Source organism: Acidithiobacillus sulfurivorans, assembly GCF_018853815.1.
Lineage (GTDB): Bacteria > Pseudomonadota > Gammaproteobacteria > Acidithiobacillales > Acidithiobacillaceae > Acidithiobacillus > Acidithiobacillus sulfurivorans.
Window position 1 is genome coordinate 1 of the sequence record NZ_JAAOMP010000023.1, and the last position, 24,058, is coordinate 24,058.

General features: G+C 53.2%; 26 protein-coding genes and 1 pseudogene. 22 read left to right on the forward strand and 5 right to left on the reverse strand.

Translation table 11 applies throughout. The features are described 5' to 3' along the window. Positions 1-129: 129 nt before the first annotated feature. From HAP95_RS01115 to pilV, 12 genes are all read left to right on the forward strand, one after another. Positions 130-894, forward strand: a complete 765-nt coding sequence (locus tag HAP95_RS01115) for a hypothetical protein (protein WP_215880922.1) — start codon at positions 130-132, stop codon at positions 892-894. Further along, positions 891-1,658, forward strand: coding sequence for an EAL domain-containing protein (locus HAP95_RS01120; RefSeq protein ID WP_215882614.1), 768 nt, complete (start codon positions 891-893; stop codon positions 1,656-1,658). Before HAP95_RS01115 ends, HAP95_RS01120 begins: the two co-directional genes overlap by 4 nt. After that, positions 1,658-1,849 (forward strand): hypothetical protein, encoded by a 192-nt coding sequence (locus HAP95_RS01125; RefSeq protein ID WP_215882615.1) that lies wholly within the window; start codon positions 1,658-1,660, stop codon positions 1,847-1,849. Before HAP95_RS01120 ends, HAP95_RS01125 begins: the two co-directional genes overlap by 1 nt. A gap of 220 nt (positions 1,850-2,069) precedes the next feature. After that, the gene (gene pilN, locus HAP95_RS01130) at positions 2,070-3,740 is read left to right on the forward strand and encodes a PilN family type IVB pilus formation outer membrane protein (RefSeq protein WP_215882616.1); all 1,671 of its coding nucleotides are present in this window, start codon (positions 2,070-2,072) and stop codon (positions 3,738-3,740) included. Between the two features lies 1 nt (position 3,741). Beyond that, entirely contained in the window at positions 3,742-5,142 is a 1,401-nt protein-coding gene (gene pilO2, locus HAP95_RS01135) for a type 4b pilus protein PilO2 (RefSeq protein ID WP_051690419.1), read from the forward strand. After that, on the forward strand, positions 5,129-5,839 hold the full coding sequence (gene pilP / locus HAP95_RS01140) for a type IV pilus biogenesis protein PilP (RefSeq protein WP_035209374.1): 711 nt from the start codon (positions 5,129-5,131) through the stop codon (positions 5,837-5,839). Before pilO2 ends, pilP begins: the two co-directional genes overlap by 14 nt. A 1-nt stretch (position 5,840) precedes the next feature. After that, positions 5,841-7,610, forward strand: a complete 1,770-nt coding sequence (locus HAP95_RS01145) for a GspE/PulE family protein (protein WP_226832376.1) — start codon at positions 5,841-5,843, stop codon at positions 7,608-7,610. Next, the gene (locus HAP95_RS01150; protein ID WP_031568857.1) at positions 7,610-8,713 is read left to right on the forward strand and encodes a type II secretion system F family protein; all 1,104 of its coding nucleotides are present in this window, start codon (positions 7,610-7,612) and stop codon (positions 8,711-8,713) included. The genes HAP95_RS01145 and HAP95_RS01150 overlap by 1 nt, the downstream gene beginning before the upstream one ends. 72 nt (positions 8,714-8,785) lie before the next feature. Next, a complete protein-coding gene (locus HAP95_RS01155) occupies positions 8,786-9,268 on the forward strand; it encodes a type 4 pilus major pilin (RefSeq protein WP_031568859.1) in 483 nt (160 codons plus the stop codon). A gap of 39 nt (positions 9,269-9,307) precedes the next feature. After that, entirely contained in the window at positions 9,308-10,255 is a 948-nt protein-coding gene (locus tag HAP95_RS01160) for an ATPase, T2SS/T4P/T4SS family (protein WP_237747359.1), read from the forward strand. Between the two features lie 323 nt (positions 10,256-10,578). Continuing rightward, complete coding sequence (gene pilM / locus HAP95_RS01165; RefSeq protein WP_153940789.1) at positions 10,579-11,043, forward strand: type IV pilus biogenesis protein PilM; 465 nt, start codon at positions 10,579-10,581, stop codon at positions 11,041-11,043. Between the two features lie 17 nt (positions 11,044-11,060). Beyond that, complete coding sequence (pilV, locus tag HAP95_RS01170) at positions 11,061-12,467, forward strand: shufflon system plasmid conjugative transfer pilus tip adhesin PilV (RefSeq protein ID WP_215882617.1); 1,407 nt, start codon at positions 11,061-11,063, stop codon at positions 12,465-12,467. A 12-nt stretch (positions 12,468-12,479) separates the two neighbouring features. Here pilV and HAP95_RS01175 read toward each other — a convergent pair whose 3' ends face one another. From HAP95_RS01175 to HAP95_RS01185, 3 genes are all read right to left on the reverse strand, one after another. After that, complete coding sequence (locus HAP95_RS01175) at positions 12,480-14,177, reverse strand: hypothetical protein (RefSeq protein WP_215882618.1); 1,698 nt, start codon at positions 14,175-14,177, stop codon at positions 12,480-12,482. Then, a complete protein-coding gene (locus HAP95_RS01180; protein WP_153940787.1) occupies positions 14,170-15,117 on the reverse strand; it encodes a glycosyltransferase family 2 protein in 948 nt (315 codons plus the stop codon). Before HAP95_RS01180 ends, HAP95_RS01175 begins: the two co-directional genes overlap by 8 nt. 263 nt (positions 15,118-15,380) lie before the next feature. Beyond that, positions 15,381-16,280, reverse strand: coding sequence for an IS1595-like element ISAth1 family transposase (locus HAP95_RS01185; RefSeq protein ID WP_215882619.1), 900 nt, complete (start codon positions 16,278-16,280; stop codon positions 15,381-15,383). 292 nt (positions 16,281-16,572) lie between these two features. On the opposite strand from HAP95_RS01185, the gene HAP95_RS01190 reads away from it, so the two are divergent. Beyond that, positions 16,573-17,730 (forward strand): hypothetical protein, encoded by a 1,158-nt coding sequence (locus tag HAP95_RS01190; protein ID WP_031568871.1) that lies wholly within the window; start codon positions 16,573-16,575, stop codon positions 17,728-17,730. Positions 17,731-17,805: 75 nt separating this feature from the next. Here HAP95_RS01190 and HAP95_RS01195 read toward each other — a convergent pair whose 3' ends face one another. After that, on the reverse strand, positions 17,806-17,997 hold the full coding sequence (locus tag HAP95_RS01195) for an HU family DNA-binding protein (protein ID WP_153940786.1): 192 nt from the start codon (positions 17,995-17,997) through the stop codon (positions 17,806-17,808). Between the two features lie 168 nt (positions 17,998-18,165). Between HAP95_RS01195 and HAP95_RS01200 the strand changes: the two genes are divergently transcribed. Both HAP95_RS01200 and trbB read left to right on the forward strand, forming a co-directional pair. Then, positions 18,166-18,618 (forward strand): hypothetical protein, encoded by a 453-nt coding sequence (locus HAP95_RS01200; protein WP_031568874.1) that lies wholly within the window; start codon positions 18,166-18,168, stop codon positions 18,616-18,618. Next, positions 18,611-19,573 (forward strand): P-type conjugative transfer ATPase TrbB, encoded by a 963-nt coding sequence (trbB, locus tag HAP95_RS01205; protein WP_226832378.1) that lies wholly within the window; start codon positions 18,611-18,613, stop codon positions 19,571-19,573. Before HAP95_RS01200 ends, trbB begins: the two co-directional genes overlap by 8 nt. On the opposite strand, the gene HAP95_RS01210 is transcribed toward trbB, so the two are convergent. Next, positions 19,554-19,817 carry a hypothetical protein gene (locus HAP95_RS01210; protein WP_031568877.1) on the reverse strand — a complete coding sequence of 88 codons (264 nt, stop codon included), beginning with the start codon at positions 19,815-19,817 and terminating at the stop codon, positions 19,554-19,556. The two genes, trbB and HAP95_RS01210, sit on opposite strands and share 20 nt — an antisense overlap. Between HAP95_RS01210 and HAP95_RS01215 the strand changes: the two genes are divergently transcribed. The 7 genes and pseudogenes from HAP95_RS01215 to HAP95_RS01240 form a co-directional block, all read left to right on the forward strand. Then, complete coding sequence (locus HAP95_RS01215) at positions 19,816-20,064, forward strand: hypothetical protein (protein WP_031568880.1); 249 nt, start codon at positions 19,816-19,818, stop codon at positions 20,062-20,064. The two genes, HAP95_RS01210 and HAP95_RS01215, sit on opposite strands and share 2 nt — an antisense overlap. 58 nt (positions 20,065-20,122) lie before the next feature. Next, positions 20,123-20,509: a hypothetical protein gene (locus HAP95_RS01220; RefSeq protein ID WP_226832380.1), complete on the forward strand. Its 387-nt coding sequence runs from the start codon at positions 20,123-20,125 to the stop codon at positions 20,507-20,509. After that, the gene (locus tag HAP95_RS01225) at positions 20,510-20,908 is read left to right on the forward strand and encodes a VirB3 family type IV secretion system protein (RefSeq protein ID WP_139112214.1); all 399 of its coding nucleotides are present in this window, start codon (positions 20,510-20,512) and stop codon (positions 20,906-20,908) included. Further along, positions 20,880-22,787, forward strand: coding sequence for a VirB4 family type IV secretion/conjugal transfer ATPase (locus HAP95_RS01230; RefSeq protein WP_226832382.1), 1,908 nt, complete (start codon positions 20,880-20,882; stop codon positions 22,785-22,787). The genes HAP95_RS01225 and HAP95_RS01230 overlap by 29 nt, the downstream gene beginning before the upstream one ends. 6 nt (positions 22,788-22,793) lie before the next feature. Beyond that, positions 22,794-23,378 (forward strand): hypothetical protein, encoded by a 585-nt coding sequence (locus HAP95_RS17010; RefSeq protein WP_368356530.1) that lies wholly within the window; start codon positions 22,794-22,796, stop codon positions 23,376-23,378. 22 nt (positions 23,379-23,400) lie between these two features. Next, positions 23,401-23,742, forward strand: a complete 342-nt coding sequence (locus HAP95_RS01235) for a hypothetical protein (RefSeq protein WP_031568892.1) — start codon at positions 23,401-23,403, stop codon at positions 23,740-23,742. A gap of 2 nt (positions 23,743-23,744) precedes the next feature. After that, positions 23,745-24,058: pseudogene (locus HAP95_RS01240) on the forward strand (hypothetical protein); the annotation flags it as partial.

The following is a 24,058-nucleotide window of genomic DNA, read 5'->3' on the forward strand; positions in this document are numbered from 1 at the left end:
GATATCCAATGCCTTATGGCTTTGGTACGGGTGGCGAATAGGCTCTGGATCGCTGGTGTCAGCTCAGGTGGTGTTTTTGGTGATTGATGCTTTGGGTATCTCACATTACTGGATATTGGGGAATGCTTTATGGATGAGGATGTTCAGTTGACGCCACAACACTTGCGTGATGTTCTCCTGTCTGTATTCGCGGGTCTGGATGATCGCGTCAAAGAACGCTGGTCTGCTGGTAATCTCTCGCATGGCTTCTGGCGCACTGGGGCCATTCCGAAGCTTACCCCCGTAGATACGCTGCGGGAGTACGGATTTTGGCAAGGAAAGTCTCTCCTGGAGAAAGATTTATCTGGTCAGGTTTCCGTAGCACTGATCGGCGGGCATACCCGTATAGGCGTTTTTCTACCAAACCGATTGCTGGAAGGGGTCTCTCCTTGGGGCGAATCCCTCACCGATGCGGTGGCCAAGGCGCATGACGGGCGGCCTGCCCCGATCATCCGGCGTGTGGGCGGAGACACGCTGTTTGACCGCACTTTTTCAGAGCCGCCGTTCTCTGCTGAGTGGCTGTTGCGATGCACAAAAGATCGCGACGCAAAAGACATCCTCACCCATCATCTGGCTTGGCGGGTAATCGACCTCTGGGAATCTGCGTTGCGCACCGTGATGTCCAGGCAGGCTCATGAACTGGGTATTGTTCTGCATTCCACCTTGCCGTTGCCGCCTATCGTAACGGAATCCATGCCCATTACGTTTCAGGAAGTCTATGAAATTCAGCCGGGACATTGGGTTACGGTGGTGTCATGGAACGCGGAGGGTATGGACCTTTCTACGTTCGAAATGCAACTGCAAGCGCTGTTGCCGGATCACGGTATCACTGTACAAAAGGATAACCTGCCATGAAGTACCGCCTGGAACCTATCGTGGACCTGCTGACAAATCAGATTATCGGTCATGAACTATTAGCGGGCGAATCGTACTGCCCTCAATGGGGAGAGTCTGAATGGCGGGACTGGTATGTGTTTTTAGAAAAAGAAGTGCCAACGCTGTTGCCCGACTTGCCCGGATTACTTTTCTTGAATCTGGACGGATATCAGTTGTTGGACTCACAAATCGCCGGGTCCATTCGCACCCTGCGTGATCATGCTCGTCGTATCGTCATTGAATGGACTGAACAGCACTTTCATGACGAAAAGCTGGTGGACGTGCTGGCGAAGATCAACTTCCTAAAAGGCATCGGATTCCGCCTGGCCATCGACGATATCGGCGCGGGGTCTGGCATGGATGGCCTGGGCCGGGCGGGCGCCGTCAAGGCCAACTTTTGCAAAATCGATGGACCTTATTTTCAGACGATCCGTGACAAGGGGCCGGAATATCTGCGGGGGCTCTGCCAGCACCTGTCCCACGGCGGTGCCCGTGTGATTGTGGAGTGGATCGAGACCGAAGGGGATTATCGGCTGGCGTTAGCAGCCGGCGCCCATCTGGGACAGGGGTACTTGTGGTCACGTGCCGACCCTGCGGTCGATGGTAGTGTTGCAAGCGGGAATCTTGCGGGCAGCGTCCTTGTCGTTGTAGGTGGTGACGGTCTTGCCGGCGACGACTCGTGCGAACCGCGCCACGCAAATGACGAAGCGCCCAAACCGGTCGCTGTAGAAGGGAAAGATTGATGTACGAAAGTCTACAAGAAAACCAGGGCTTTATCGATGATGCCAAGGCGCGCGGGTTGGATGTGTTGGTTTATCATGACCGAATTAAGGGGTTCATGTTGTTGGCCGGGCATCCAGGCAGTATTCAGGTGCTTGGCGATATTTTGAAAGATTACGAAGTGCTGATCGAAACCCATCGTGGGGCTCAATGACACGTCGCGGCCGCTTAATGGATGGCGTTGCTTATGGTCCAGCGATGAACTGCTGGACGATTTTGTGTCTTTTCAATTTCAAATAAACCCGCTATCATGGCTACGTTAACTTAGTATTATCTGAAAATTGTCGGGCGGCTTCCACGTACCATGCGATCTTGGGCAGTCACGAAACGACATGGGGAAGGCGAAGATCATGGTGCAAAAGGAGAAGGTAAACATGCGTAACCAGGTGCTGAAAATAGCCGTAGCAGCGGCAGTCCTGCCGTTTGCGTTGGCAGGATGCGCGACGTTTCATCAGGCGCATATGGTCCAGACGCAGGCTAAACAGTCCATCGCCAGCTATCAGCCGCCCAAGCAGCCAGCCGTGGTGAGTATGGTCAATACCCCGTATCTGATGGGCTCGGTGGTGGATGTACGGCATAGGGTACCGGCTGTATTGAAGCAACCCATTACGCTGGTCTCCTCTAACCCGCTCACCATTCGTGAAATCGGGGCACGGATCAGTCAACTAACCGGCGTCCCTGTACATATTGATAATTTAATGTCCCAGAAAAGTGCAACGGGGGCATCAGGAATGCTCCCGCCATTACCTAGCACATCTGCTGGTGTCCCCTCTTTCGGTGGGGCGTCTAATGGGGTTTCTGGTTACGCAAGGGCCGGAATTTCTCTCAACTGGAACGGTAGTGTGGCGGGATTGTTGCGCTACATTACCGCAAAAGACGGCCTCTGGTGGAAATACTACGGAGGCGCGGTACACATTTTTTACACGGAAACAAGAACGTTTTCCATACCAGCCTTGTCATGGGTTACCGATTCCAGCGGCTCTATTATCGCTGCCGCCGGCGCAAACAGTAGTGGAGGTTCCAGCAGTACGGGTGGGGCAACGACTGGAATGTCCGCGATCAATGGTGGAAGCGCTGGAATTAGCGGGTCTTCTCAATCAGATACTTCCACTGGCACTACGGACATAGAGAATACGTCCAAGGTCAACGTCTGGGGGAACCTGGAGAAGGCTGCCCAAACAGTAGCCGGCGGCTCGGCGCGCGTGTTCGCGGATAGCTCTACGGGAACATTGACGGTGACAGGGACACCACCACAGGTCGATCGTGTACGGCAATGGGTACACAGCTTGACCCGGCAATTATCGCGTCAGGTGATTATCTCTGTGCAAGTGTACAATGTGCAGATTAATAACGAGCAAAACTATGGATTAAACCTTTCCGGAATATTCAACAGCCTCGGCAAGCAATATGGCGTCAGCTTGCAAGGTGTGGCGCCTCCTGCGCCTACAGGCAATGTGTCGCCCATGTCGTTGGGTGCAAGCGTGTTGTCCACTGCCAATGGTGCATTGAGTCAGACTAGCGGCAGTCAGGTGGCGGTACAGGCGTTGTCTACTTTGGGCAATGTTACCCAGGTGTTCAGTCGCTCTGCTATGAGCATGAACGGTCAGCCGGCGCCGATTCAGGTGGCTCAACAGACCTCCTACCTTGCTGAGAACAGCACGACGAGCACCGCTAACGTGGGAGCCACCAGTGGACTGGTCCCGGGCACTGTGACGACAGGCTTTACGGCTATGTTCTTGCCACGCATTGATAACGGTCGCGTGTTGTTAGGGATGAACATGACCATTAGCAACCTGGTTTCGCTGGACACCATCTCGTCTGGTGGAAACAGTATTCAGGTACCCACGGTGGATAGCAGCACCTTTCAGCAGTCCGTCAGCTTAAAGCCAGGGCAGACACTACTGCTTACCGGGTTCTCTCAGTCAGGCAGCAATGTGACGCACAATGGGGTTGGCAGTCCGTATATGCCGTTGCTGGGCGGCGGTGCTGACGCCAGCACTTCCAAACAGATGATCGCCATCGTGATCACAGCGCGGATTCTCTAAAATGGGGACACTTATTCGGTTGCCCGGAGATCGCCGCGTTTTTGTGGCGGGCATGTATTGGCGGCATGAGGATCGCTATCCATCCAAAAAGATATTAAAAGATGGCGCCCGCAATAAAGACTTCATGGTCGCTGTGCGGCGAACGCAAGCGGGGGCCATTCAATCAGGGTTTACGGAACCTGTTTTGAATGAAGATGGCCGTCATGAAGGGAAACCATTCAAAGGGAAGATGTATTCATTGGCTGCTGCAGTAGCCGAAGTTTTGCAGGAGCCATGGCAGGGCGTTTTCGATCTGGGTGATGGTCGATACTGGTATGTCGCCGTTCGAGAAAACTATGAAGTGCTTCCGGACGGGGATTTTATCGGAGATTATGACGCCGTTGATAAAAGGATGCGGGAACATGCGTCTTATGACGCATGGCGTCTTACGGTCAACGATACTACCGAAAAACTGCTTGAATTGGTGTCTAAATCGGTAAAACAAAAGCCCATACGAGATATTCGCAAGAATACTTGGTTGCCGGTTCTGATTTATAGCGGCGTGGTTGGAACGGCTGTCATTGGCGGGGTTATTTACTTGAATTATGTCAATGAGCAAATAGAGCAGGCGAAGCGGGCCGCATTGATGCATCGCTTGGCGATTGAACGGGCTATGATGGAACAGAAAGCCAAAGCAAACGTTCCGTGGCTCCAATTTGCTGGACCGTTTACTTTTTTGGAGGGATGCCTACATGGCATGTCTGGGATCCCTCTTTCTGATCATGGATGGCTGTTAAGTGCCGTATCTTGCCAACAAGCGCCGGGTGGTGCGCATTTATCCTCGCAACACTTTAATCTAACCTGGAAGTGGTCGCCCGGTGCCACGATGTTGGTATCGCCTCCCGGGGCCATATCCCATCAGGGATCAGAAATTGATCAGTTTATAAACGGACTTTCGATCCCCGCATCCAGAAATGGTGTTTTGTTACGGTCTTCTGTGGCTTTGCGAAAGTTGTATGGCATGGCGCAACTTACGCATGTGGCTATCCACGTCTCTCTTTCGTCTTCAGTTTCTCCCGTTTCCCGATTGCCCGGGGCGAAGACTCCACCGATCGCGGACGCCCAGAAAAAGTTGTGGAAAGTGTTCTCGGTGTCCATGCAAGGCCCACTGGATGCGCTGGCCATGAACAGAACCTGGGAGACCTTACCCGGGTTACGCTGGACGCGCATGGTGTATCCGGTCATGTCCAGCAAAAAAGAAAAAAACGAAGCGCAAGAGGTCACCATGTATGGGAATTTGTACGTACGCAACAGACCGGTTGACATGATGCATCGTCCCGCTGTCGCCTTGCCATTGAAGCCTATTCACGCATCGGACAAGGACAAAGTCATTCCTCAAGGAGTTATGCATGATCAACCGTAAAGCAGTCTGGAATATCCCATTCTTTGGGGTGTTATTGTTGTGTGGAAGTGGGATGGCATCGGCTTCATCGCTTTTATCCGCTTCATCGGTGAACGGTTCACCAGAAACGGTTGCGCCCAATAACACAGCGGAAACGGTTCAGTCACTGGCGTCTGTACAGTCGCAGATACCCGTGCTCCAGGCTCAACTGGAAGTCGCCAAGTTAAAAAAAGAAATTGCGGATGTTCTTTCCGGGAAGAAGGCAGGCAGCAATAAGCCATCAAACCCTTCCGCATCCGCGTTCCCGCAGTCATCTATCCCGCCCATAATGCCCTCCATACAGCAGGTGGGGACATCAACCGCTTCTCATATATCCAATCTCCCGCGCGTGCTGTCTATCTCCGGTGCGCAAGGCCGTTATCAGGCGACATTAGCCTTACCGAACGGCGGAGTGCTACCGGTATTTACCGGGAATCGAGTTGGGCACTGGGTTATACAGCATATCGGCCCGCAAGGGGTGCTTGCCAGTCATAAAGGGAAGACGCCAGTTTTGTTGATGATGTCAGGCGGATACACCGCGCAACAAGGGAGCACATCCTCTGGTAATCCTGTCGGGTCCTATTCTCCGCCACCTTTTTCTCCGTCTAATGGGGCTCCCCCATCGAATCTTATGGTTCCGCCACCAGGAATGATTCCTAACCCGCAAGGAGGGCATTGATATGGCTTTACAGATTCGTTCCAGGAATGAGAACAGCAAAACGTCCGCAAAAAAAAGGATTGGGGACATTTTGGTAGAAGATGGCATCATTTCTCGACAACAGCTAGAGATAGCGTTGCAGGAACAGGCGAAGACTCCAGAGAAAAAACTGGGTGAAATCCTGGTAGGAAAAAAGTTTGTTTCTCAACAAATCATAGATTCTACTCTTTCCAACCTCGCCAACGATTTGAATCTGCGCGAGATACCTTCCGCTATGCAAGAATTTGCAGTGCTTATAGGGCGCACCCTGCACGTATTGTCCGGGCGTCAAAACCAGATGGTCGTGCAAAGCTGGCTGGCGGAAGCCCGCAGGGATGGCGTAGACATTCAGCTTGATTTGTGTGACATGCAAACCTTGGCACAAATCAAGTCCGGAATAGCCGATAGCGATGACATGAACCTGTCGGCTGTGCGCAGTGTACGGCGAATGGTGGTGTTGGCAGCGGCCGAAAAAGCGAGTGATATTCATCTTACACTACGCGAAAACATGAACGGTAGTGGATATTTACAGGTGCAGTTTCGGGTACAAAACGAAGTGGAAGATCGTTATCAAGTGCCACAGACTGAAGGGGCACAAATGATTCGTGCCATGTTTCAAGGGATGGCGGCCGTGTCCGATGCCCAAGTCAAAGAAACGGAAGATCAACATGCGGTCATCGTTAACCCATCGCTACTCCGTGGAGAAAACGGCGAAGACATGGGATTAACCGGGCTCCGATTGGCACGTGCGCCCTTGCACGACGGTATGAACCTGGCTATCCGACTACTCTATCGTTTAGAAAAGCAAAGTCCAGATGTTGATCTATTGGCAGCACTGGGCTATTCGCCACGTCAATTACGGATCCTCCACCTGTTATCGCGCCAAACGATGGGAATTAACCCGTTCACCGGCCCTACAGGATCGGGAAAATCGACCACGCTCGCGCAAATGATTAATACCATCCTGCGTATTCGGCACGGAGTACGGATCATCACCATTGAAGATCCTGTGGAATACGTCTTTCAGTCCGATTATGTCTGGCAGTACAAAATCGCCAACGCCAACACGGATGAGGAAAAAAACCGGGCATTTGCAGGCAAGTTGAAGACAGCTTTACGGCAAGACCCGGATATTATTATGGTCGGCGAAATTCGCGGGCTGGAAACCGCAAAAGAGGCGGTGAATGCTTCGATCACGGGGCATCAGGTATGGACGACGCTGCACGTATCGGACCCGTTTATGATTGCGCAACGCTTAGTGGGTATGGGCGTGGATGGCTTTTACCTGCAAGACCCAAAAATGTTGTCATCGCTCATTGCACAACGCTTGGTGAAATTGGTTTGCCCGTACTGCGCACAGCCAGCGAATCCGGATGTACTCCTGAAATCTGGTTTAGATAAAGAAAGCTGGGAAAACCTTTTGACCTGGGAAAGTGCCATTTTCCCCTTGTCGGGCATCCGGATGACGGGCCCTGGATGCGGTCACTGTAATCATACGGGGTCTTTGGGGCGGGCTGTTGTGGCTCAGGTGATTCCTACGGACGATGATTTATTGGTCGCCATGGTCAAGGATGGGCCAATGCCCGCCAGAAAATTATACGCGTCTCGCCGTGATGCGGAGATATCCATGGAAGCCCATGGGGTACTCAAGATTCTCAAAGGATTAACTGACCCCCGTTTTATTGTGGATGTGCTGGGCCCTATTCCGCCTCGTCCGACTGAACTGCGCGAGTTGACGGAGGATGACGTCTGATGGAAATCCCTTATTGGATACAGGAACAGTTGACCCGTATGGCCCGAGCCCTGTGGGGCGGGAAAAAGCGGAGCGCCTTTTATCGACGGTTAGCGGTCTATCTGAATAACGGCATTCCGGTACGTGCGGCAACAACCCGGTTGCTTCAGCAGAAGTCCTTACAGGGTGGCTCTGGTCTTATGGCCGCTTTTGACCCGGATCGGTTGGCTTTGCAAGAAATCGGGGATCGTCTCGCCAACGGAGAAACCCTTTCACAAGCGTTGCGTGGATGGGCCCCGACAGCGGATTTGTCCATTATTCAGGCGGGCGAATTATCGGGTGATTTAGCGAGTGGATTACGAAGTGCCATCGAAGGACAAGGGATTATCGGGCGGATGATGGGGAAAATTGTTGGCGAGGCCATCGATCCTATTGTTATGAGTGGACTTGGTGTTTACCTCGTTTATATCGTTGGCACGAAAATGGTGCCCCCTATGGAGTTGATGTCCAATCCGAATACCTGGCCGACACTTGCCCGCGCTTTGTTACCCATGGCTGCAGCCGCACAAAGTCCATGGTCTGCAGTGGTTTTTTTATTGATGATTGTGGGATTGGTGATCACCATTGTCTCTTTACCTTTCTGGTCACAGCATGGCCGCCGATATGTAGAAAATATCCCTCCGTGGAGCATTTATCGCATGATCATTGGCGCTCAATGGATGATTGGATTTTCGCGCCTTGTGGGGTCGGGAATTACCGCTACGGATGCGTTGGGATTGCAAGCCAAATATGCCCGTCCATGGTTGCGTGACCGATTGCTGGATGCACAACAACGTATGCGAAATGGACGCGAACTGGGCCAGGCTTTTATTGAAGGCGAAATGGGTTTCCCGGATCGTATCCTTGCGGATGACCTGTCCGCGTTTTCGGGGTCAGGAGACTTTGCCAAACTGCTTCGGAGTCTTGGTGAAGAATGGCTGGAAGATATCGAACGACAAGTGATGGGTACTGTGCGGATTATGGCACTGTTTGCCAATATTGGCGTCAACCTGCTTATTTTGCTGGTGGTATTCGGCGTGTTTGATTTGCAGAACGTGATGATGGCTTCTGCGCATACGGGATAAAATGTAGGTTTGTTTTTTAACGCGTTGTGTCGCATGGTTTTAATGTGACGCAAAACAACTAAGGAGAATTTGATGAATCCAATAGCCGTATTATTTGCAGTAATTATCGTTATCGCCGGTCTTGCGGCGGGCATCTACTTTGGTTTGGGCTTGCTGGCGTCAGGTAATACCTCCAATGCCGCGCAAGATATTATGACCATTGTGGGCAACGCGCAGGAAGTGTACGGCGTACAGGGCGATTATGCGGGGATCAGCACTAATGCGTCCAATATCATCCCCAAAGGCATCCAGACAAGTACGCCTTTGGGTGGCACGTTTGCCTTGGCAAGCAGTGGAGCGGGTTTGCCTGCCAGTCAGTTCGATGTGGAGATGACTGGTTTGACGCTCTCTCCAACGGCCTGTCAGAAGCTGGTGACACAGATTTCCGATATCGACACTTCCGTCAATGGGAGTTCGATTGGTAACAGCAACTCTGCCCCGACTGGCGCTCAGGCCGTAAGTGCATGTAGTGGCGGTGCCAGCAGTGTATACTTTACGTTTGGTAATAATTCCTAAGTTATGGGATTGTCTGACCTTGCGTTTGCGGATTTGGCGGTGGAGCAAGACCCCGCCGCCAGTCGGTACAAAAGGTTTTCCGATGATCTCCGGCTCGTTTCTGTGCCGGAGACCTATTGGGGAGAACTGCAGGCATTGAGAAACCAGATGGAAGCGCATAATTCGCATCGCTTTCGTATGGTTTTTGGGGGTATGAATTTACGGGTGCAAAAACGGGATACTCCTTATGGCTCTGTTTTTATAGCACGCCGTATTGCCAGTATTTTACGCAAACTGGATGACATTGGTTTACCGATCCCTTTAGTGCAGACGTTAAGGGATGCGCGGATGCGATCTGGTCTACTGCTGTTTGCCGGTGGCCCAGGCATGGGCAAAACGACATTGGGATGTGCCTTGTTGATGGATCGTCTGGAACGCATTGGGGGATTCACATGGACGGCAGAAAATCCGGTGGAATACGATTTGCAAGGGTCGCGCGGCAATGGTCAATGCTATCAGGAAGAGATTGATGATGACACCGAAGTACAGCGTGTATTTATGGACACCCTGCGCAGCGGTGCGGATACCTTTTATATCGGTGAAATTCGGGAACAGTCTGCTGCCAAAACAGCCGGGTTAGCGGCTGCCAGCGGAATGTTGGTGATCAGTACGTTACATGCGGATAACCCGCAACAGGCCATTTTGAAAATGGGCATGCTATCGGGGTTTGATGGTTTAGCACAATGTTTGCGCGGGGTCGTGACCTTACGGATTGATAAGGAGCCCGCTGGGGGGGCGATGCCCGGGGGTGGAATGCCTGGTGGGGGAGTCGCTAACGGTAAAAGCCCGCAAAGTATTTTGCATGTGCAATCGTTTTTTGTGGAGGATGAGCCAACCCGCATGAAAATTCGGGACGGTAATATGGCGGCCATCAATCAGGATATTGAAGCGCAGAAAAACCGATCCATGTCCATGGGTCGTATTTATGGATCGGCGGGCGGGAGGTGAGCATATTATGATGCGACTACAGTCATGGCGTTGGCGTGCTTTTGATGCGGTTTGCGCGCTGTTTTCGGTGGTGATGACCGTCTATTACGTGCAACCGATGTCCCGTTCATTCATGGGGATGAGCCCTGTCATCTGGGCATGGAGTTGGGGAATCACAGCGGGATTGTGTGCCCTCTCCGTTTTGACGAACGGAACTGGGGTCATGATAGCGAGCATCCAGCGCCTTGCCCGTGCTGCGCTGACTGGAGGCCCGTGCGTCCACGCATCCAAAAGGCGCACATCTTCCATGGTTTTGCCGATAACAAAAGGGAAAACCCGATAATATGCTCGCGTTGATCTACCCCTTTCTGTTGTTAGGATTGCTGGCATTTTATGCGGGCAATTCGATCATTACGTCTCAGTCTATCAATGGTTCGCCAACGTCTGCTTCTGTACCTGGGGATGCGGCATTTGTCGCTTTAGCGCACGCGGCATTAGCCTTTTCGGAGCAGAATCAGGGGTACTCAGGAAACATCACGGCATCGCAACTCGCGCCTTACATGGATGGCTATCAATTCCCGTCGCAATGGAGCGCAAGTGAAAGTGGTGGGCAACTGATTGCCTGGACCAATAGTTTGCCAGCCGATGGGTTGACGGCGCTTTCTGGGGAAACCGGTGGAGACTGCGCCTACGGGAAAAATAACAATGGGTATGTATCCTCGCTTTGTGTTGGCACCATTCCTCAGCCTACGCCGAACGGCATCCCAAACAATGCGGTTGTCTATTGGATAGATAGTCCAACGAATTAAGAGAAGGAACCGAAACCATGAATCCAATCACCGTATTATTCGCCGTGATCATTTCCGCGCTCGCGGTTCCAGCCGTATACATGGTTATGAGCAGTCAACAGCAACAGGAGCTATCCACGGCTGCGGCCATCCAGATGGCGCGCGTGGAAAAGGCAGCAGAAGCCTATATCACTGCTAATGCCGGGGCTATTGAAAGTGTTGCTACCGGATCATCGCCGGCAGTCATTACAGTGCCCATGCTGGAAAGCACCGGATATTTGCCCAACGGGTTTACATCGGTGAATCCATTTGGTCAAACCTGGGAAGTACAGGTATTGCAACCAACCTCCGGCAATTTGCAGGCATTGGTGGTCTCCTATGGTGGAAACACCGTAAAGGCTAAAGTCGCTGGGCAAGTTGCACAGATTGCCGGGGCGTCCGGTGGTGTGATCGGCGGGGGTAGCGGGGAGTATGCCGTACCAGGCTGCACTGGCGGAGAAGCCTGTGGGTCGTATAACGGTTGGTCTGTGACTACCAGTGGGTACCAAAACATTCAACCCGGACATTTCGCGGCTTTACTGGCCTACAGCAACGGCCAGTTGCAGAGCGACTACCTCTACCGCGTCGCCGTCCCTGGCCAGCCGCAGTTGAACACCATGCAGACGAATCTGAATATGGGGACGAACAGCGTCAACAATGCGAACGAAGTCAATGCGCAGTCCGAAACTCTGGCCGGAGGGCAGCCCAATGGCCAGCCGGGAGCGTTGCAAATCGGCAGCAATTACTACTATGGGGATTCGAGTAACGCCGCTGTGCGCACTCCTGGGAGCTTCTATATCCAGAACCAGAACGGTAGCGGACCAGCACAGATAGCAGAGGTGAGCAACGTCTGGGGCAGCGGGGAACTGGAAGGTGGCTACGTCAATAGTACAGGTGATGTGAATGCGCAATATAATTCGACGGCAAATAATGCGTTTGCGATGGATAACGGCTCTTGGTGGGCCAACAATGCCGGTGACAGTTCGCAGAGTGGCAATGCTTATGTGGGCGGTCAGGTTACGGCCAACTATGATGCTCGGCTAGGTACCGCTAATGGCACAGCTAACCAGAATTGGGGTTGCTCAGAATATGGTGAAATAGCGGCCAGCGCTAGTGGCAACGGCCAAGCTATGATGTGTAATGGAAGTTCATGGCAGCCGATCGGGGGTAATAATGCACCACTCCAGATGTATTCGGAGGACCTTCCTTCTGGTCAGATTTTCCCGGGGCAGTGGCAGTTTTGTGCAGTAACCGATGGTTTTGACGCATGGGTAGATATATACCCGATAGCAGGGCCTTACTCAAATGGGACATACACATGGGGTACTGGGGACGGCAAGAACGGCTATGCTACTATTTTTACATGCTACAACTTGCCTGGTGTATATGTCCCTAGCAATCCATAAAATATTCTATAGCTACTGAGCAATGCCTTTTTTCAGTAGCCAAGTGTACGCATTTTGCGCCCACCATGAACTGATGCCGAGAGTTGTTCCGACCTTGGTAATGGCTTTCCTATTGTTCTCAATGTTCATCAACATCCATTTGTGTTTAAAGTCATCATGCGCCATTATCAATTGCTGTGATAAATCGTGACGGTATACCCAAATATCTAACGCGCCGTGCTTGAACTTCATATCCGGATTACCGAAACTCTTAATAGTGCATCTTGCCCATTTATGGTCAGCCTGATCAAACACCACAAACTGCGGTTCCTGACTGCTTGGTAGTGCCACGGCACCGAACCAAAACTGATCGTCCCCGCTGGATAGACGCGGGATAAGGTAACCCGTATTGCAACTCAACGGCCTTGCCGTAATCCCTTCGTTGGAGGCAATACCAAGGAGTGGCGCGCCAGCCTCAAAATATTGTCCATATCCATTGTAGAGGTTATGCGTGACAAACCATTTGGCTAGAGAGTGAATGCCAGCCCAGTTGGAGGTGTAGCGCCAGTTGGCATGATCTATAGCGGCCAATCCTAGCATGACATATCCGATCAACGTGATTAACAGCAGTAATTTTGTGAGATTGCTGCCCGCAAAGCAGCGAACGGCACCAAATGTAACCAGTGCCACGATGGCCAAATAAAAGACATTGACCAGGAAACGTGAGGCCCAGATACCATGGGCAAAGTTTGTCAGCACAAAAGCCGTTGCAATGATGCCTATGGATAGCCAAGAAAATGCCAGCAACACCTTTACGGCTGGGCTGATCTGTTGCCTCGCTTGAAATGAAAGGATTACTGCACCACACAAGCCAACGAGGTAAACGCCCCAGAGCATCCATGTCAGCTCGCTACTTGGGAATGGGTAAAGCTGCAAGAGTATCCCCGTACTTTTGGCCAGCAGCACCAGATGACGCAATATGGCCGATAGGGAAGCAAAACCTACGCCACGTCCGGGAACCATGTGCAAAAGTTCGAGCCCGAAGTAAACGATGCGGCCAGCGATATAGGTAATAATTACAGCTTTGATCAACGCACGCCGCGTTGTTTTGTCTGCCTGGAACCACTTGGGAGACTTCCACGCGAGCAGTAAGACGGGTGCTGTGAATGCAGCATCGAACCAGGGATCAGAGATCGTGCCCACGCCCACGCATACCAACAATAGTGGAAGCGCCCATCCTGGGCGGTCAGTAAAATACCGAATCAGGCCAATGGCACCGAGTAACCCAAATACCCATACGCTGTTGTGGGTAACCGGATAGGCCAGGATGGTGGGCTGCCCTATAGCCATAGGACTGGCTAACAAAGCGAGCAACCATGCTAGCCCCGCCCACCGCCAAGATTTGGTGGCCACTTTAACGAGTAGGCCCGTTAACACGGCATTCACAACAAAAATAAGCCATCCTTGGATGATAATGGATGCCCCGGAAACTCCTGCCAAAGCATAGAAGATCAGCGCAAAAGGCAGCAGGCTCAGGATCTGGTTATCTTGGGTGAAGCGCCAAGTGAACGGAAAACGCCAGCCGTGGTGGACGATGCCTTGATAGATTAGTGCCATTTCCGCCATGTCGGGATTCAACGGAAGCGTTTGAAATGCCGTTCCCAAACTGCTGATGAGTGCCGCAACAGAAAGTACCGCAAACAACCCCCACATAAGCCAATGCTTAATCATTTCGCTCTCTATCCCTAATTTTTCCCCACACCTTCCTGACTAAATAAACTGGCCGATGCTTACTTTCTTCGTAAATTCTTCCCAGATATTCACCTATGACACCCAGCGCCATCAATTGCACGCCCCCCAAAAACAGGAGGGTGACCATCATGGAGGGATATCCCTTGACAGGATTACCATAAACTAGGGTGCTGATAATCAGCCATAAAGCATAAATGAAGGACAGACCGGAGACGATAAAACCCAGATAAGCGGCGAGCTGCAAGGGCACCTGGCTGAATGAGGTGATTCCTTCGACGGCAAAATTCCAGAGTTTCCAGTAATTCCAGGTGGTTTTGCCACTATGTCGCGGCGCACGGTGGTAGTAAACATTGGTGCTGCGGAAACCCACCCAGGCAAACAGTCCTTTCATGAAGCGACGACGTTCTTGGAGGCTTTGTAAGGCATCCAGTACCGGACGCGACAAAAGCCGGAAGTCACCCGTGTCAGCGGGAATATCTACGACGCTCATCCGATTGATCACCCGGTAAAAAAAGTGGGCTGAAGCGCGTTTGAGCCAGGATTCCCCCTCTCTGGATAGACGTACGGCATTGACCACATCATAACCATCGCGCCATTGGGCAAGCAGTTCAGGGATGAGCTCTGGAGGATCTTGCAGGTCTGCATCCAAGGGAATGGCGGCATCACCCCGGGCAGCATCCAGTCCGGCCGTCAATGCCGCTTCTTTTCCGAAGTTTCGGGATAAATCTATGACCTGAATGCGCGAATCCTGCTGATGCAACTCAATAAGCTGAAGAAGGGTGTCATCTATGCTGCCATCGTTCACACAGACCATTCCCCACGGTTCTCCGCAGGCATCCATAATGCCACTCACCCGCTCATAAAGGATTTTCAGGTTGCCCGATTCATTATGGCAGGGAACGATGATGGAAACAGTCATTACATGTTTTCGTTATGGTATGGGCGGTCGGCGGCTTTGATTGCGAAACTTATCAGGATAAAACTGCTTTGGTCAAATACAACGACGGTTCTCCAGAATGCTCTCTCCGTAGGGTCCTTCTTTTTTGGCGCAACCGGCCAAGAATAGTGGCTGGTGTTCGAGCCATATGTTTTAACTGATTCCATTGGAAATTTTAAAGATTATTTTGTATTGCCCTCCTCGGCCCTATGGGCATGCGCGATTGTCTTTCGCAGACATGCCTCTTAACCTTTTTCAGCTACCAATCGGACAGGTATATGGTCCATACAGGCATTAAGCAGGCGCAATGGCAACTCAGGCTCCCAAAAGCGTCGGTTGAAGCGATAGACGAACTCATCCAGGTATTCCTGCAGATATTTGCCGGTGACTCCATGGTAAGTTCCCAACAAGAACGCTTTAAGGTTGCCAATAGCGATGTGTACCCAGGGCAGCCATTCATCTACCTGTTCTGGCGGTGTAACACGGCCTTTATGGTGCTGGGTTTCTCCCAGAACGCGCAATGCCATCAAGCCATCCGTGCGGGTAGTCTGCCAGGGGAGCAAATGACGCTGAACGAACTGACGGATATTTCCAGCGGATACCGAAGGGATGGTTTCCATAGCCATGAAACCCGCCTTCTTATCCCGGCTTTCAATAGCTACCAGGATCGGTGTTTTCCCTTCTGCACCGCGTCCGCTTTTGCCTCCGGATCGACGTCCGCCCACGAAAGCATCATCCAACTCAACCAATCCACCCAGGCGGTAGATACTGTCCCGGTCCGCCATGGCGTGGCGCATCTTGCGCAGCATCCGGTGCGCAGTAATCCAGGAGACCCCGACCTGCTTGGAGAGGCGCAGGGCCGACAAGCCACCTTTGTCGCAGACCATCAGATAGATGGCCAGAAACCACTGCACCAAGGGCAGATTGGTGGAATGAAAGAGGGTGCCAGCCGTTACAGAGGTCTGGCGTCGGCAATGATTGCACTGGTAGACCTTGCGAGACACTACCCAGTGGCCTTGATCGTGCCCACAATGCGGGCATTGAAAGCCATTGGGCCAGCGCTGTTGTTTCAGCGCTTCGGCACATTCCTCTTCCGTACCAAACCGCGCCTGCCATTGCAGCAAATTCATGGCTTCTGCTTTCATCTATGCACCTCCAACCATATGACTTATATGGAATTAGGCAATTAATGATGAGAAAGGTTCAGAGGCATGTTCGCAGAATAGATTATAACACTCGTTGTTGACGATTCGGCACTTCCCATAAGAAGGTGCGGCACAATTTCCACGGGTGATCCAGACCTACCGTGAGTGCGGCATCTTTGTCGAAGTTGCGGGAGACGTCGGTCAGCGGACGCGAGGATATTCTTGTTGACAGTGCCGCGTATTACCGTAACAATAATACACAATGTTCTTTGCTATTGTGGAGGTGGTTACCATGATACACGGTGAAAATGATGATCTCGGCACAGAGGATGGTGCTCGACCATCGTTGGGAAGTGATGATCTGTTTAAGATGAAGAATTTTAGCGTCAGAATTCCAAACTATCTTCTGGATTCAATTAGACGGCTCGTGTCGAACAAACAGACTGCAAGCGATTTGGTTCGACTGAGTATGGAAAAAACCTTTGGCCTTGATGGAGTTAATACGATGAAAGAGTACGAAGAACTTCAGCGAGACAACCGTGCATCTCTTGAGAGACTGGTAAGCAAGGTCAAAACGAGCTCGCAGTTTAGCCGAGCTGAGATTATGTATGTCGCGAACGAGTGCCATAGTGCTTACTCGCACAAGCTCTCAAAATATAAGCGCATCAAGAACTTTTCCATCGTATCGAATTTGCTGGCATTCAATGAAATGATCAAGTTAAGGGATGCTACCAAACCCATGACTGAGGAAGCAAATCGTCTCGACCACTATTATCATGGTTGCCTTGGCCGACAAGGTCGACCGTTTGAGTCATCAATAGATAAACATGTTCATTACATTGTTAACGAAATATTCGGAGCGGATTATGTACACCCGACTTCCGCAGAGATGGCTGCAAGGTGCTTTGAGGTTGCTTCGCGGGATGAGCCAGAGTTGTCAATATGCAAACTTAATGACGCAATACGACCGTTTATTGGAAACATGATCCTGTTTCTACTGAGGGTGTATTATATAAAGAATGGCTCTACGGCAGTAAAAATTGAGGGTGATTTTGCTGAACCAAAGATGATACAGGACGTTATTAACGAATCATTCTGGATAACCCCGATGCTGTCGGAAAACGGATTGAGCTGTGCTGTTGAGTTGCGAGGAAGAAACGTAGTGTTCTCTCTCAACAATACACCAGAAATTGATGATTTTATTGCGGCACTTATGTCGGCAAGGCAAGACGGTGTTATGGAAGCGGTTGTCGGTAGATTCCATTGCCAATATACGATTAACAGCGCTTCTCCGCAAATGAGCACATTCTTCATTTCTGTTGGTGGATGCAGGGTGTTTATGGAGAAAGAAGAATATGATGGGTTGTGTGATCTTTTTAAAACATTTATGGAAAACGAAGACGTTTCTAACGCGCGCAAAAATTTAATGTGGATTTACGGAGATATCTGATTCGCACGTCATAACAAAAGCTATATGCAGTGCCACATCGAACCCGATCTTCTCGGGTAGATGCGCCGCAAATCACTATCCAACGACAAGACAAGCTTCTTTCAGCAGGTGGCTGGCCCGGTACGTCACCACCCGCCTTGCAGTTATTGGAACCATCTCGCCGGTCTTGGGATTGGGGCGGGTGTTGAAAAATGATTCCACCAACCTCTTACTCTCCTTACCAATTCCTGTTTGGGCATGGTGGATGTTCCTCCTTTGACCAATCACATAACTAAATTAAACAGCAATCTATACCATAACCCCCCGGGCTATACCTGACCATTCAAGCATGATCAGGAGATGGCCATGGCCCGTCACCGGTCCATCCATCTTTCCGAAGATCCGCACCAGTCCTTGCTATACCTCAACAACGAGGATCGCTAAGGACTGCAGGAGATGAGCGCAACAGGAACAGTGAAACTGACGGGCCGCTATGGGGACCGAATTGAGCAGGAAGCGCGGGAGCGGAGCGTTTCAAAGGCCGCACTGATCGCCGACTATGCCATGCGGGGCATCGAGACGGCGGAACAGGCGGAAGGTAGTCCGATGGATGGCTTTGAGCGGCGGATTGCGGCCACCATGCTGGCCGTGCGTGGGGACGTGGAGGCCGTCCAGGCGGAGCTGGACACGGTGGCGGCCATGCTGGATCTCTTCGTCAAGCTCATGCTGATCCACCTGCCCGAACCCGTCCTGGACGAGGCCGAGGCGGTGCAATCCTCGGCGCTTACCCGCTATGAGCGGTTCCTGAAGCAGGTGGCCGATGCCGGATTCGACGGGGACCGGCCCCGGGCGCTGAAAAAGATCGCCGAACTCCTGCAAAAGAAGCTGGAACCCGTCCAGAATGGCTGATCCGATCACCATGGACCGCGCACAGGTCGAAGCCCATGGGCGACTTATCGAGCAGATGCGCCGGATTCTCGGTGCGGATATCTGTGCAGTCTTTGGAGACCCTGCTGCCGTGGAAATCATGCTCAACGATGATGGACGGGTTTTGGTGGAACGACATGGGCAGGGGATCACGCACCTGACGGATTTATCCGCGTCCAAGGCCCTGAACCTGCTGGCACTGATGGCCGATTTCCGTGGGACTACCGTCACACGCGACAAGCCCATTGTTGAGGGTGCGATGCCCGATGAGTTCCTGCGTGCGCGTTTTGCAGGAGCCATTCCGCCGCTCATGCCGAGACCGACTTTTTCGATTCGTTTGCCGGCGAGGAAGATTTACACGCTCGAAGATTACCGGAACAACGCCATTATCACCGGTGAACAGTACGACAAGATCATTGAAGCCGTGGAAAACCGAAAAAATATCCTGGTGAGTGGTGGCGCCGGGTCGGGCAAAACCACCCTTCTTAATGCCGTATCCGACACCATAGCCTGTCGTGCCGGACTGGATCAGCGGATCGTCATCATCGAGGACACACGGGAAATCGTCTGCAATGCGCCAAATACCGTGCAGATGCTGACCGATGCGGACACCGACATTGACATGACCCGCTTGCTGAAACTCACGCTACGGTACCGGCCCGACCGGATTTTCGTCGGTGAGGTGCGCGATGGTGCGGCTCTGGCTTTGCTGAAAGCATGGAATACCGGGCACCCCGGCGGACTGGCTACTTTACACGCCAACAGCACGCAAGCAGCGCTTACCCGTCTGGACCAACTCTGCCAGGAAGCGGGTGTGCCGTCGCAGATGCCACTCATCCACGAAGCGGTCGATGTCATCATCCAGATTGCGCGGGATGCGTCTGTTCCGGCAGGCCGCCGGATTACCGATATTCTCTTTATGGACAAACAGGATTAAACACCATGTGGTATGCCATATCCCCGGAACTTGCCGATCCACCGTCTCCGCCCGCCATGGTTCGCCCCTTGCAGTCCCCTGCGGGGAGCAATCCCTTAGCAGGGCGCAAGCCCCCTGCGGGGATACCGCTGTCCGCAAGCCCCTTGCGGGGAGCAATCCCTTCGCAGGCTGCAAGCCCTTCGCCTTCTGCAGGACTGCCCCCGGCAAGACTGCCGTCTGCAAGACTGCCACGGGAATTCGCCATGCGGCTTTCCTTGCCGACGGAAACGGCATCCAGCGAGCGGCAGGCATTGCAGTGGATTTGTCGCAGACTTTCGCTTCGTCTGGATTTTCAGGGACCGGATTATGCGCTGTATGGCGCGGGAGTTCCCTTCGGGAAGCCTGTTCCAGCCCTTGAACTGTTGCGTGATCTGGCCGTGATTCCCTATATCCAGGGCACGATGACCGTGCGCCTGCATTCGGTGAAGGTACACAACGCCCCATTGCGCTAAGGCAATATCTCCAGAACGCGCTGCTATACCCCTGGGACAGCATTTCAGGAGGTTTCCCATGGCAGAAAAAATCGTTGTAGTGCAAAAACATCCGCATCGTCTGCGGAATCAGGTGCTGTTTGGTCTGGCCCTGTTCGGGGTTCTGGGGCTGGAAACGGCCATGGCATCCAGCGGCGGACCATTCGGCAAGATCAGCAACTTCATCCAGAGCAACTTCATGCCGTTCATCGGCTCGGTGGGCATTGCGGGCGGCATTGGCTATGGCGCCGTCCACGCCTTCAAGCATGACTACGGCAAGTCCGCCGTCGGCATCGGCACGGCGGCGGGTGGTGGATTCATAATCAGTCAGTACGGATGGTTTGGCCAGCAGGCTGGCATTTCCGCTGCCACTCTGGGCGGGCATGTGGCGTTGATGGCGCCATTTCTGCATCTCCTGGGGGCCTGATTGAGCCAGGAAACCCGCAGCACGCGGCTGTACCAGAGCATGGTGCGGCCGCACTTGCTGATGGGCGGTGAGCGATCAGCCACACTGCTCAATGGCGGGGCGGCGATCACGATTTATTTCCTGACGCTTTCCATTCCCGGCATCATCGCGGGCGTCCTGACATTTACTGCCGTGCAGACGGTGTTGCGCATTCTGGCCAGACAGGACCCGCAGATGATCAGTATCGTGTTCCGGGCCAGGAAGTGGCAGGACTATTACCCGGATGCGCCCTCGCTCGATGCGCCGGTCCGGGAGATTCCGGTGGAGAAGAGCCAGCAGGCATCTATCTGGAACCAGATACTTTCCCGTTTCGCGAAAAAGGATAGAAAACATGCTGAACCTGCGGGAATTCCGGAGTAAGAACCTGTCTCTGCCGGACCTGCTGAATCCGGCTATCCTGGCAGGCCGTGTGCTGGTACTGAACCGGCCCTGCGCGGTGCTGCTCACCAAGGACGGGGCTTTTCTGTCTGCTGTCCGGTTTTTCGGACAGGACCTGGAAAGTCTGTCGGCGGACGACATCAACCGTCTGTCAGCAGTGCTGAATGCTGCGGTTACCCGTCTGGGCACCGGATGGACAGTACAGACGACTGCCATCCGGGAATCCGCCGATGGCTACGTGCCGGAAGACCAGTGCTTTTTCCCGGATCCTGTATCGATGCTCATTGATAACGAGCGTCGCCGCGCCTTCGAGCGGGAAGGGCGCAGGTTTCAGAGCCGGTATTATTTCGTGTTCACCTGGAACACCCCCCCTGAATCAGAAGTCTCGGCCGGGCATCTGTTCGTGGAGAGTCGCAAGGGGATCGTTTCGGACTCTTTTGATACGCTGCTCAAGAAGTTTGAGGATAGTCTGAATATGGCATTGGGGATTCTCTCCCGGCAGTACGCCATTACTCCGCTCGATGATACAGGGCTGTTGACGCATTACCACGAGTGTCTGACCGGAAAATCCCATCCAGTCCACGCACCCACGATTCCGGCATATCTGGACGTACTGCTCGGGCATCACGAGTTCGTGGCGGGTCTGGAGCCCGCCCTGGATGGTGAATCGATTTCGGTACTGACCTTTCTGGGCTATCCGGACCTCACCCGTCCGGAGATGCTGGAGCATCTGCACAATCTGCCCTTTCCGCTGCGCTACACGACCCGCTTCATTCTGCTGGATTCTGTGGATTCCAAAAAGCTTGTGGCCAAAGTCCGGGAGAAGTGGGCGAGCTCCAAGTACACACTGCGGGATTACATTTCCGGAGCCATGAGCCATGGCCAGATGCGCGCCGACCGGCAGGACCGGTTCAAGGCGGGGATGGAGTCAGAAACCGCCCTGGTTGATGCCGACATTTCGAGTGGCGCCATCCTGATGGGGTTTTTCACGGCGACGGTGATCCTGCGTCATCGGGACGCCAAGACGCTGGAAGAACGCTCCCGCATGGTGATGAACCTGCTTTCGACGGTGGGTTTCGTGCCCAAGCGGGAGACGGTCAACGCAGTGGAAGCGTTTTTCGGCAGTCTGCCGGGCCACACCTGGGAGAATGTCCGCAGGGCACCCATTCACAGCCTGAACTTTGCGGATCTCTCACCCAAAACAGGGGTGTGGGCAGGCGACCCGGAATGCCCGAGTCCATTGATCCGGATCGGTTCCCAGCCCGCGCCCTGCCTGGTCCTTGCCCAGACATCGGGGAGTACGCCGTTCCGTTTCAACCTGCATGTGGGGGACGTGGGGCACAGTCTGCTTGCGGGGCCAACGGGCGCGGGTAAGAGCAGTCTGCTCGCCCTGCTTGCCGCCCAATGGTTACGCTACCAAAACGCCCGCGTCATCGCGTTTGACAAGGGCCGCTCGCTGTTCGCGCTGACGGAAGCCGTCGGAGGTCAGCACTATGACCTGGGGGGGGAGTACAGCGGATTGTCCTTTGCACCCCTGGAACGTGTCGATGCGGAAATGGACCGGGTGTTCGCCAAGGACTGGCTGGAGGCACTGGCCATTGTCCAGGGCGTCACGATGACGGTACGGGAGCGCAAAACCATCAACGACGCCGTGGATGGCCTTGCCCGTGAGTCGGGGCGATCACTGACGGATGTTATGCACCTGTTGCAGGATGAGCACCTGAAAGCAGCGGTGAGCGTCTACACGGGTACCGGCAAGTACGGTGATATCCTGGATGCCCGTCAGGATGGTCTGGACCTGTCATCCCGCTTTCTCACTTTCGAGATGGACAGTCTGCCCCAGGGGGAGACCGGCAAGTAGCTGGTAGTGCCGCTTCTGCTCTATCTCTTTTACCGGATCGAAAAGATGTTGGACGGCAGCCCTACGCTGATCGTCATGGACGAGGCATGGACACTGATCGACAACCCGCAATTCCTAGCGAAGATCCGCGAATGGCTGAAAGTCCTGCGAAAGAAAAACGCCGTGGTGGTGTTTGCCACGCAGTCGCTGGCCGACCTGCAGGGCAGTCCGTTGCTTCCGGTGCTTATGGAGTCGTGCCCAACCAAGGTCTTTCTGCCGAACCGGGAAGCAGGCAGTCAGCAACTAAAGCCTATGTACCACAATTTCGGGCTGTCAGACCGACAGATTGAACTGCTCCAGTCGGCTATACCGAAGCAGGACTATTACATTCATTCGCCATTGGGCCACCGGCTGGTGAGCTTTGCCATGGGACCCATCACCCTGGCGTTCTGCGGGGTATCCGATCCCAAGGCGGTGAAACGGGTAGCAGAACTGCGGGAGACACTGGGCCGTGCATGGCCCGTTGCCTGGCTTCGGGAACGGTTGCCTGCGCCCGTGCTGCGGGAATGGGGAGATGTCATCGCGTTCATTGAACGGTCTTTTCACGGGTAAGTTTTGAGAGGGGGTTGAAAAAATGAAATCTATCCAAAGAATCAGTGCGTTTGTTGTTTTGTTGTCTGTTTCCACTCTGGCTTTTGCGGGCGGCCCGGTCAGCAATTTTCCCGTGCAAGAACAGTTGCAGCAGGAAGTCAGGATGGCTCAGGCGGTTCTGAATGATGTCCATTCAGGGGGCAACCGGCACCAGTTGATGCAGCGGGTTCAGGCTTTGAATTTTGCGGTCCAGAACACGGCAAGCCAGATGCGCGTAACACCCCCTGCCGCAAGTCACATGGTGAGACTGCATGCCACCCGCAGGGAATTGGTCAAGCATGTCGAGGTGGTCCGTAACTGGATCGTAGCACAGCAAAAGGCATAAAAATGAAGAAAAAGTTGTTGGTTTTAATGATGTTGACGTGCATTCCTGTGCTGTCCGTTGCGGGTACCCCCTTGCAGGGCGCAAGTCCCTTGCAGGGCATGCAGTCTGACGCTGCGGCCATCCAGAGCATGGCACAGAACTGGACCACGCTGGAAAACGCGGCATCCGGTTATGCGGCACTGGCCCCTTATGCGGCTCAGGAATGGGCAGGTCCGGGTCCAGTAGTCAGCACGCCCATGGGTGGTGAGGAACAATGCCACAATATCCATTGGGATACGGTGACGAACCAGCTAGTGACGGGTGGCCTCAATATCTT

What these genes read in the sequence shown, in the direction of transcription:
- HAP95_RS01220 (WP_226832380.1), top strand. Translation starts at nt 20,123, where the DNA reads ATGGCAGAAAAAATCGTTGTAGTGCAAAAACATCCGCATCGTCTGCGG.
- pilO2 (WP_051690419.1), top strand. Translation starts at nt 3,742, where the DNA reads ATGGGGACACTTATTCGGTTGCCCGGAGATCGCCGCGTTTTTGTGGCG.
- HAP95_RS01200 (WP_031568874.1), top strand. Translation starts at nt 18,166, where the DNA reads ATGAGCGCAACAGGAACAGTGAAACTGACGGGCCGCTATGGGGACCGA.
- pilM (WP_153940789.1), top strand. Translation starts at nt 10,579, where the DNA reads ATGCTCGCGTTGATCTACCCCTTTCTGTTGTTAGGATTGCTGGCATTT.
- HAP95_RS01180 (WP_153940787.1), bottom strand. Translation starts at nt 15,117, where the DNA reads ATGACTGTTTCCATCATCGTTCCCTGCCATAATGAATCGGGCAACCTG.
- HAP95_RS01150 (WP_031568857.1), top strand. Translation starts at nt 7,610, where the DNA reads ATGGAAATCCCTTATTGGATACAGGAACAGTTGACCCGTATGGCCCGA.
- pilN (WP_215882616.1), top strand. Translation starts at nt 2,070, where the DNA reads ATGCGTAACCAGGTGCTGAAAATAGCCGTAGCAGCGGCAGTCCTGCCG.
- HAP95_RS01190 (WP_031568871.1), top strand. Translation starts at nt 16,573, where the DNA reads ATGATACACGGTGAAAATGATGATCTCGGCACAGAGGATGGTGCTCGA.
- HAP95_RS01185 (WP_215882619.1), bottom strand. Translation starts at nt 16,280, where the DNA reads ATGAAAGCAGAAGCCATGAATTTGCTGCAATGGCAGGCGCGGTTTGGT.
- HAP95_RS01235 (WP_031568892.1), top strand. Translation starts at nt 23,401, where the DNA reads ATGAAATCTATCCAAAGAATCAGTGCGTTTGTTGTTTTGTTGTCTGTT.
- pilV (WP_215882617.1), top strand. Translation starts at nt 11,061, where the DNA reads ATGAATCCAATCACCGTATTATTCGCCGTGATCATTTCCGCGCTCGCG.
- HAP95_RS01175 (WP_215882618.1), bottom strand. Translation starts at nt 14,177, where the DNA reads ATGATTAAGCATTGGCTTATGTGGGGGTTGTTTGCGGTACTTTCTGTT.
- HAP95_RS01145 (WP_226832376.1), top strand. Translation starts at nt 5,841, where the DNA reads ATGGCTTTACAGATTCGTTCCAGGAATGAGAACAGCAAAACGTCCGCA.
- trbB (WP_226832378.1), top strand. Translation starts at nt 18,611, where the DNA reads ATGGCTGATCCGATCACCATGGACCGCGCACAGGTCGAAGCCCATGGG.
- HAP95_RS01120 (WP_215882614.1), top strand. Translation starts at nt 891, where the DNA reads ATGAAGTACCGCCTGGAACCTATCGTGGACCTGCTGACAAATCAGATT.
- HAP95_RS01125 (WP_215882615.1), top strand. Translation starts at nt 1,658, where the DNA reads ATGTACGAAAGTCTACAAGAAAACCAGGGCTTTATCGATGATGCCAAG.
- HAP95_RS01215 (WP_031568880.1), top strand. Translation starts at nt 19,816, where the DNA reads ATGCGGCTTTCCTTGCCGACGGAAACGGCATCCAGCGAGCGGCAGGCA.
- pilP (WP_035209374.1), top strand. Translation starts at nt 5,129, where the DNA reads ATGATCAACCGTAAAGCAGTCTGGAATATCCCATTCTTTGGGGTGTTA.
- HAP95_RS01230 (WP_226832382.1), top strand. Translation starts at nt 20,880, where the DNA reads ATGCTGAACCTGCGGGAATTCCGGAGTAAGAACCTGTCTCTGCCGGAC.
- HAP95_RS01155 (WP_031568859.1), top strand. Translation starts at nt 8,786, where the DNA reads ATGAATCCAATAGCCGTATTATTTGCAGTAATTATCGTTATCGCCGGT.
- HAP95_RS01210 (WP_031568877.1), bottom strand. Translation starts at nt 19,817, where the DNA reads ATGGCGAATTCCCGTGGCAGTCTTGCAGACGGCAGTCTTGCCGGGGGC.
- HAP95_RS01115 (WP_215880922.1), top strand. Translation starts at nt 130, where the DNA reads ATGGATGAGGATGTTCAGTTGACGCCACAACACTTGCGTGATGTTCTC.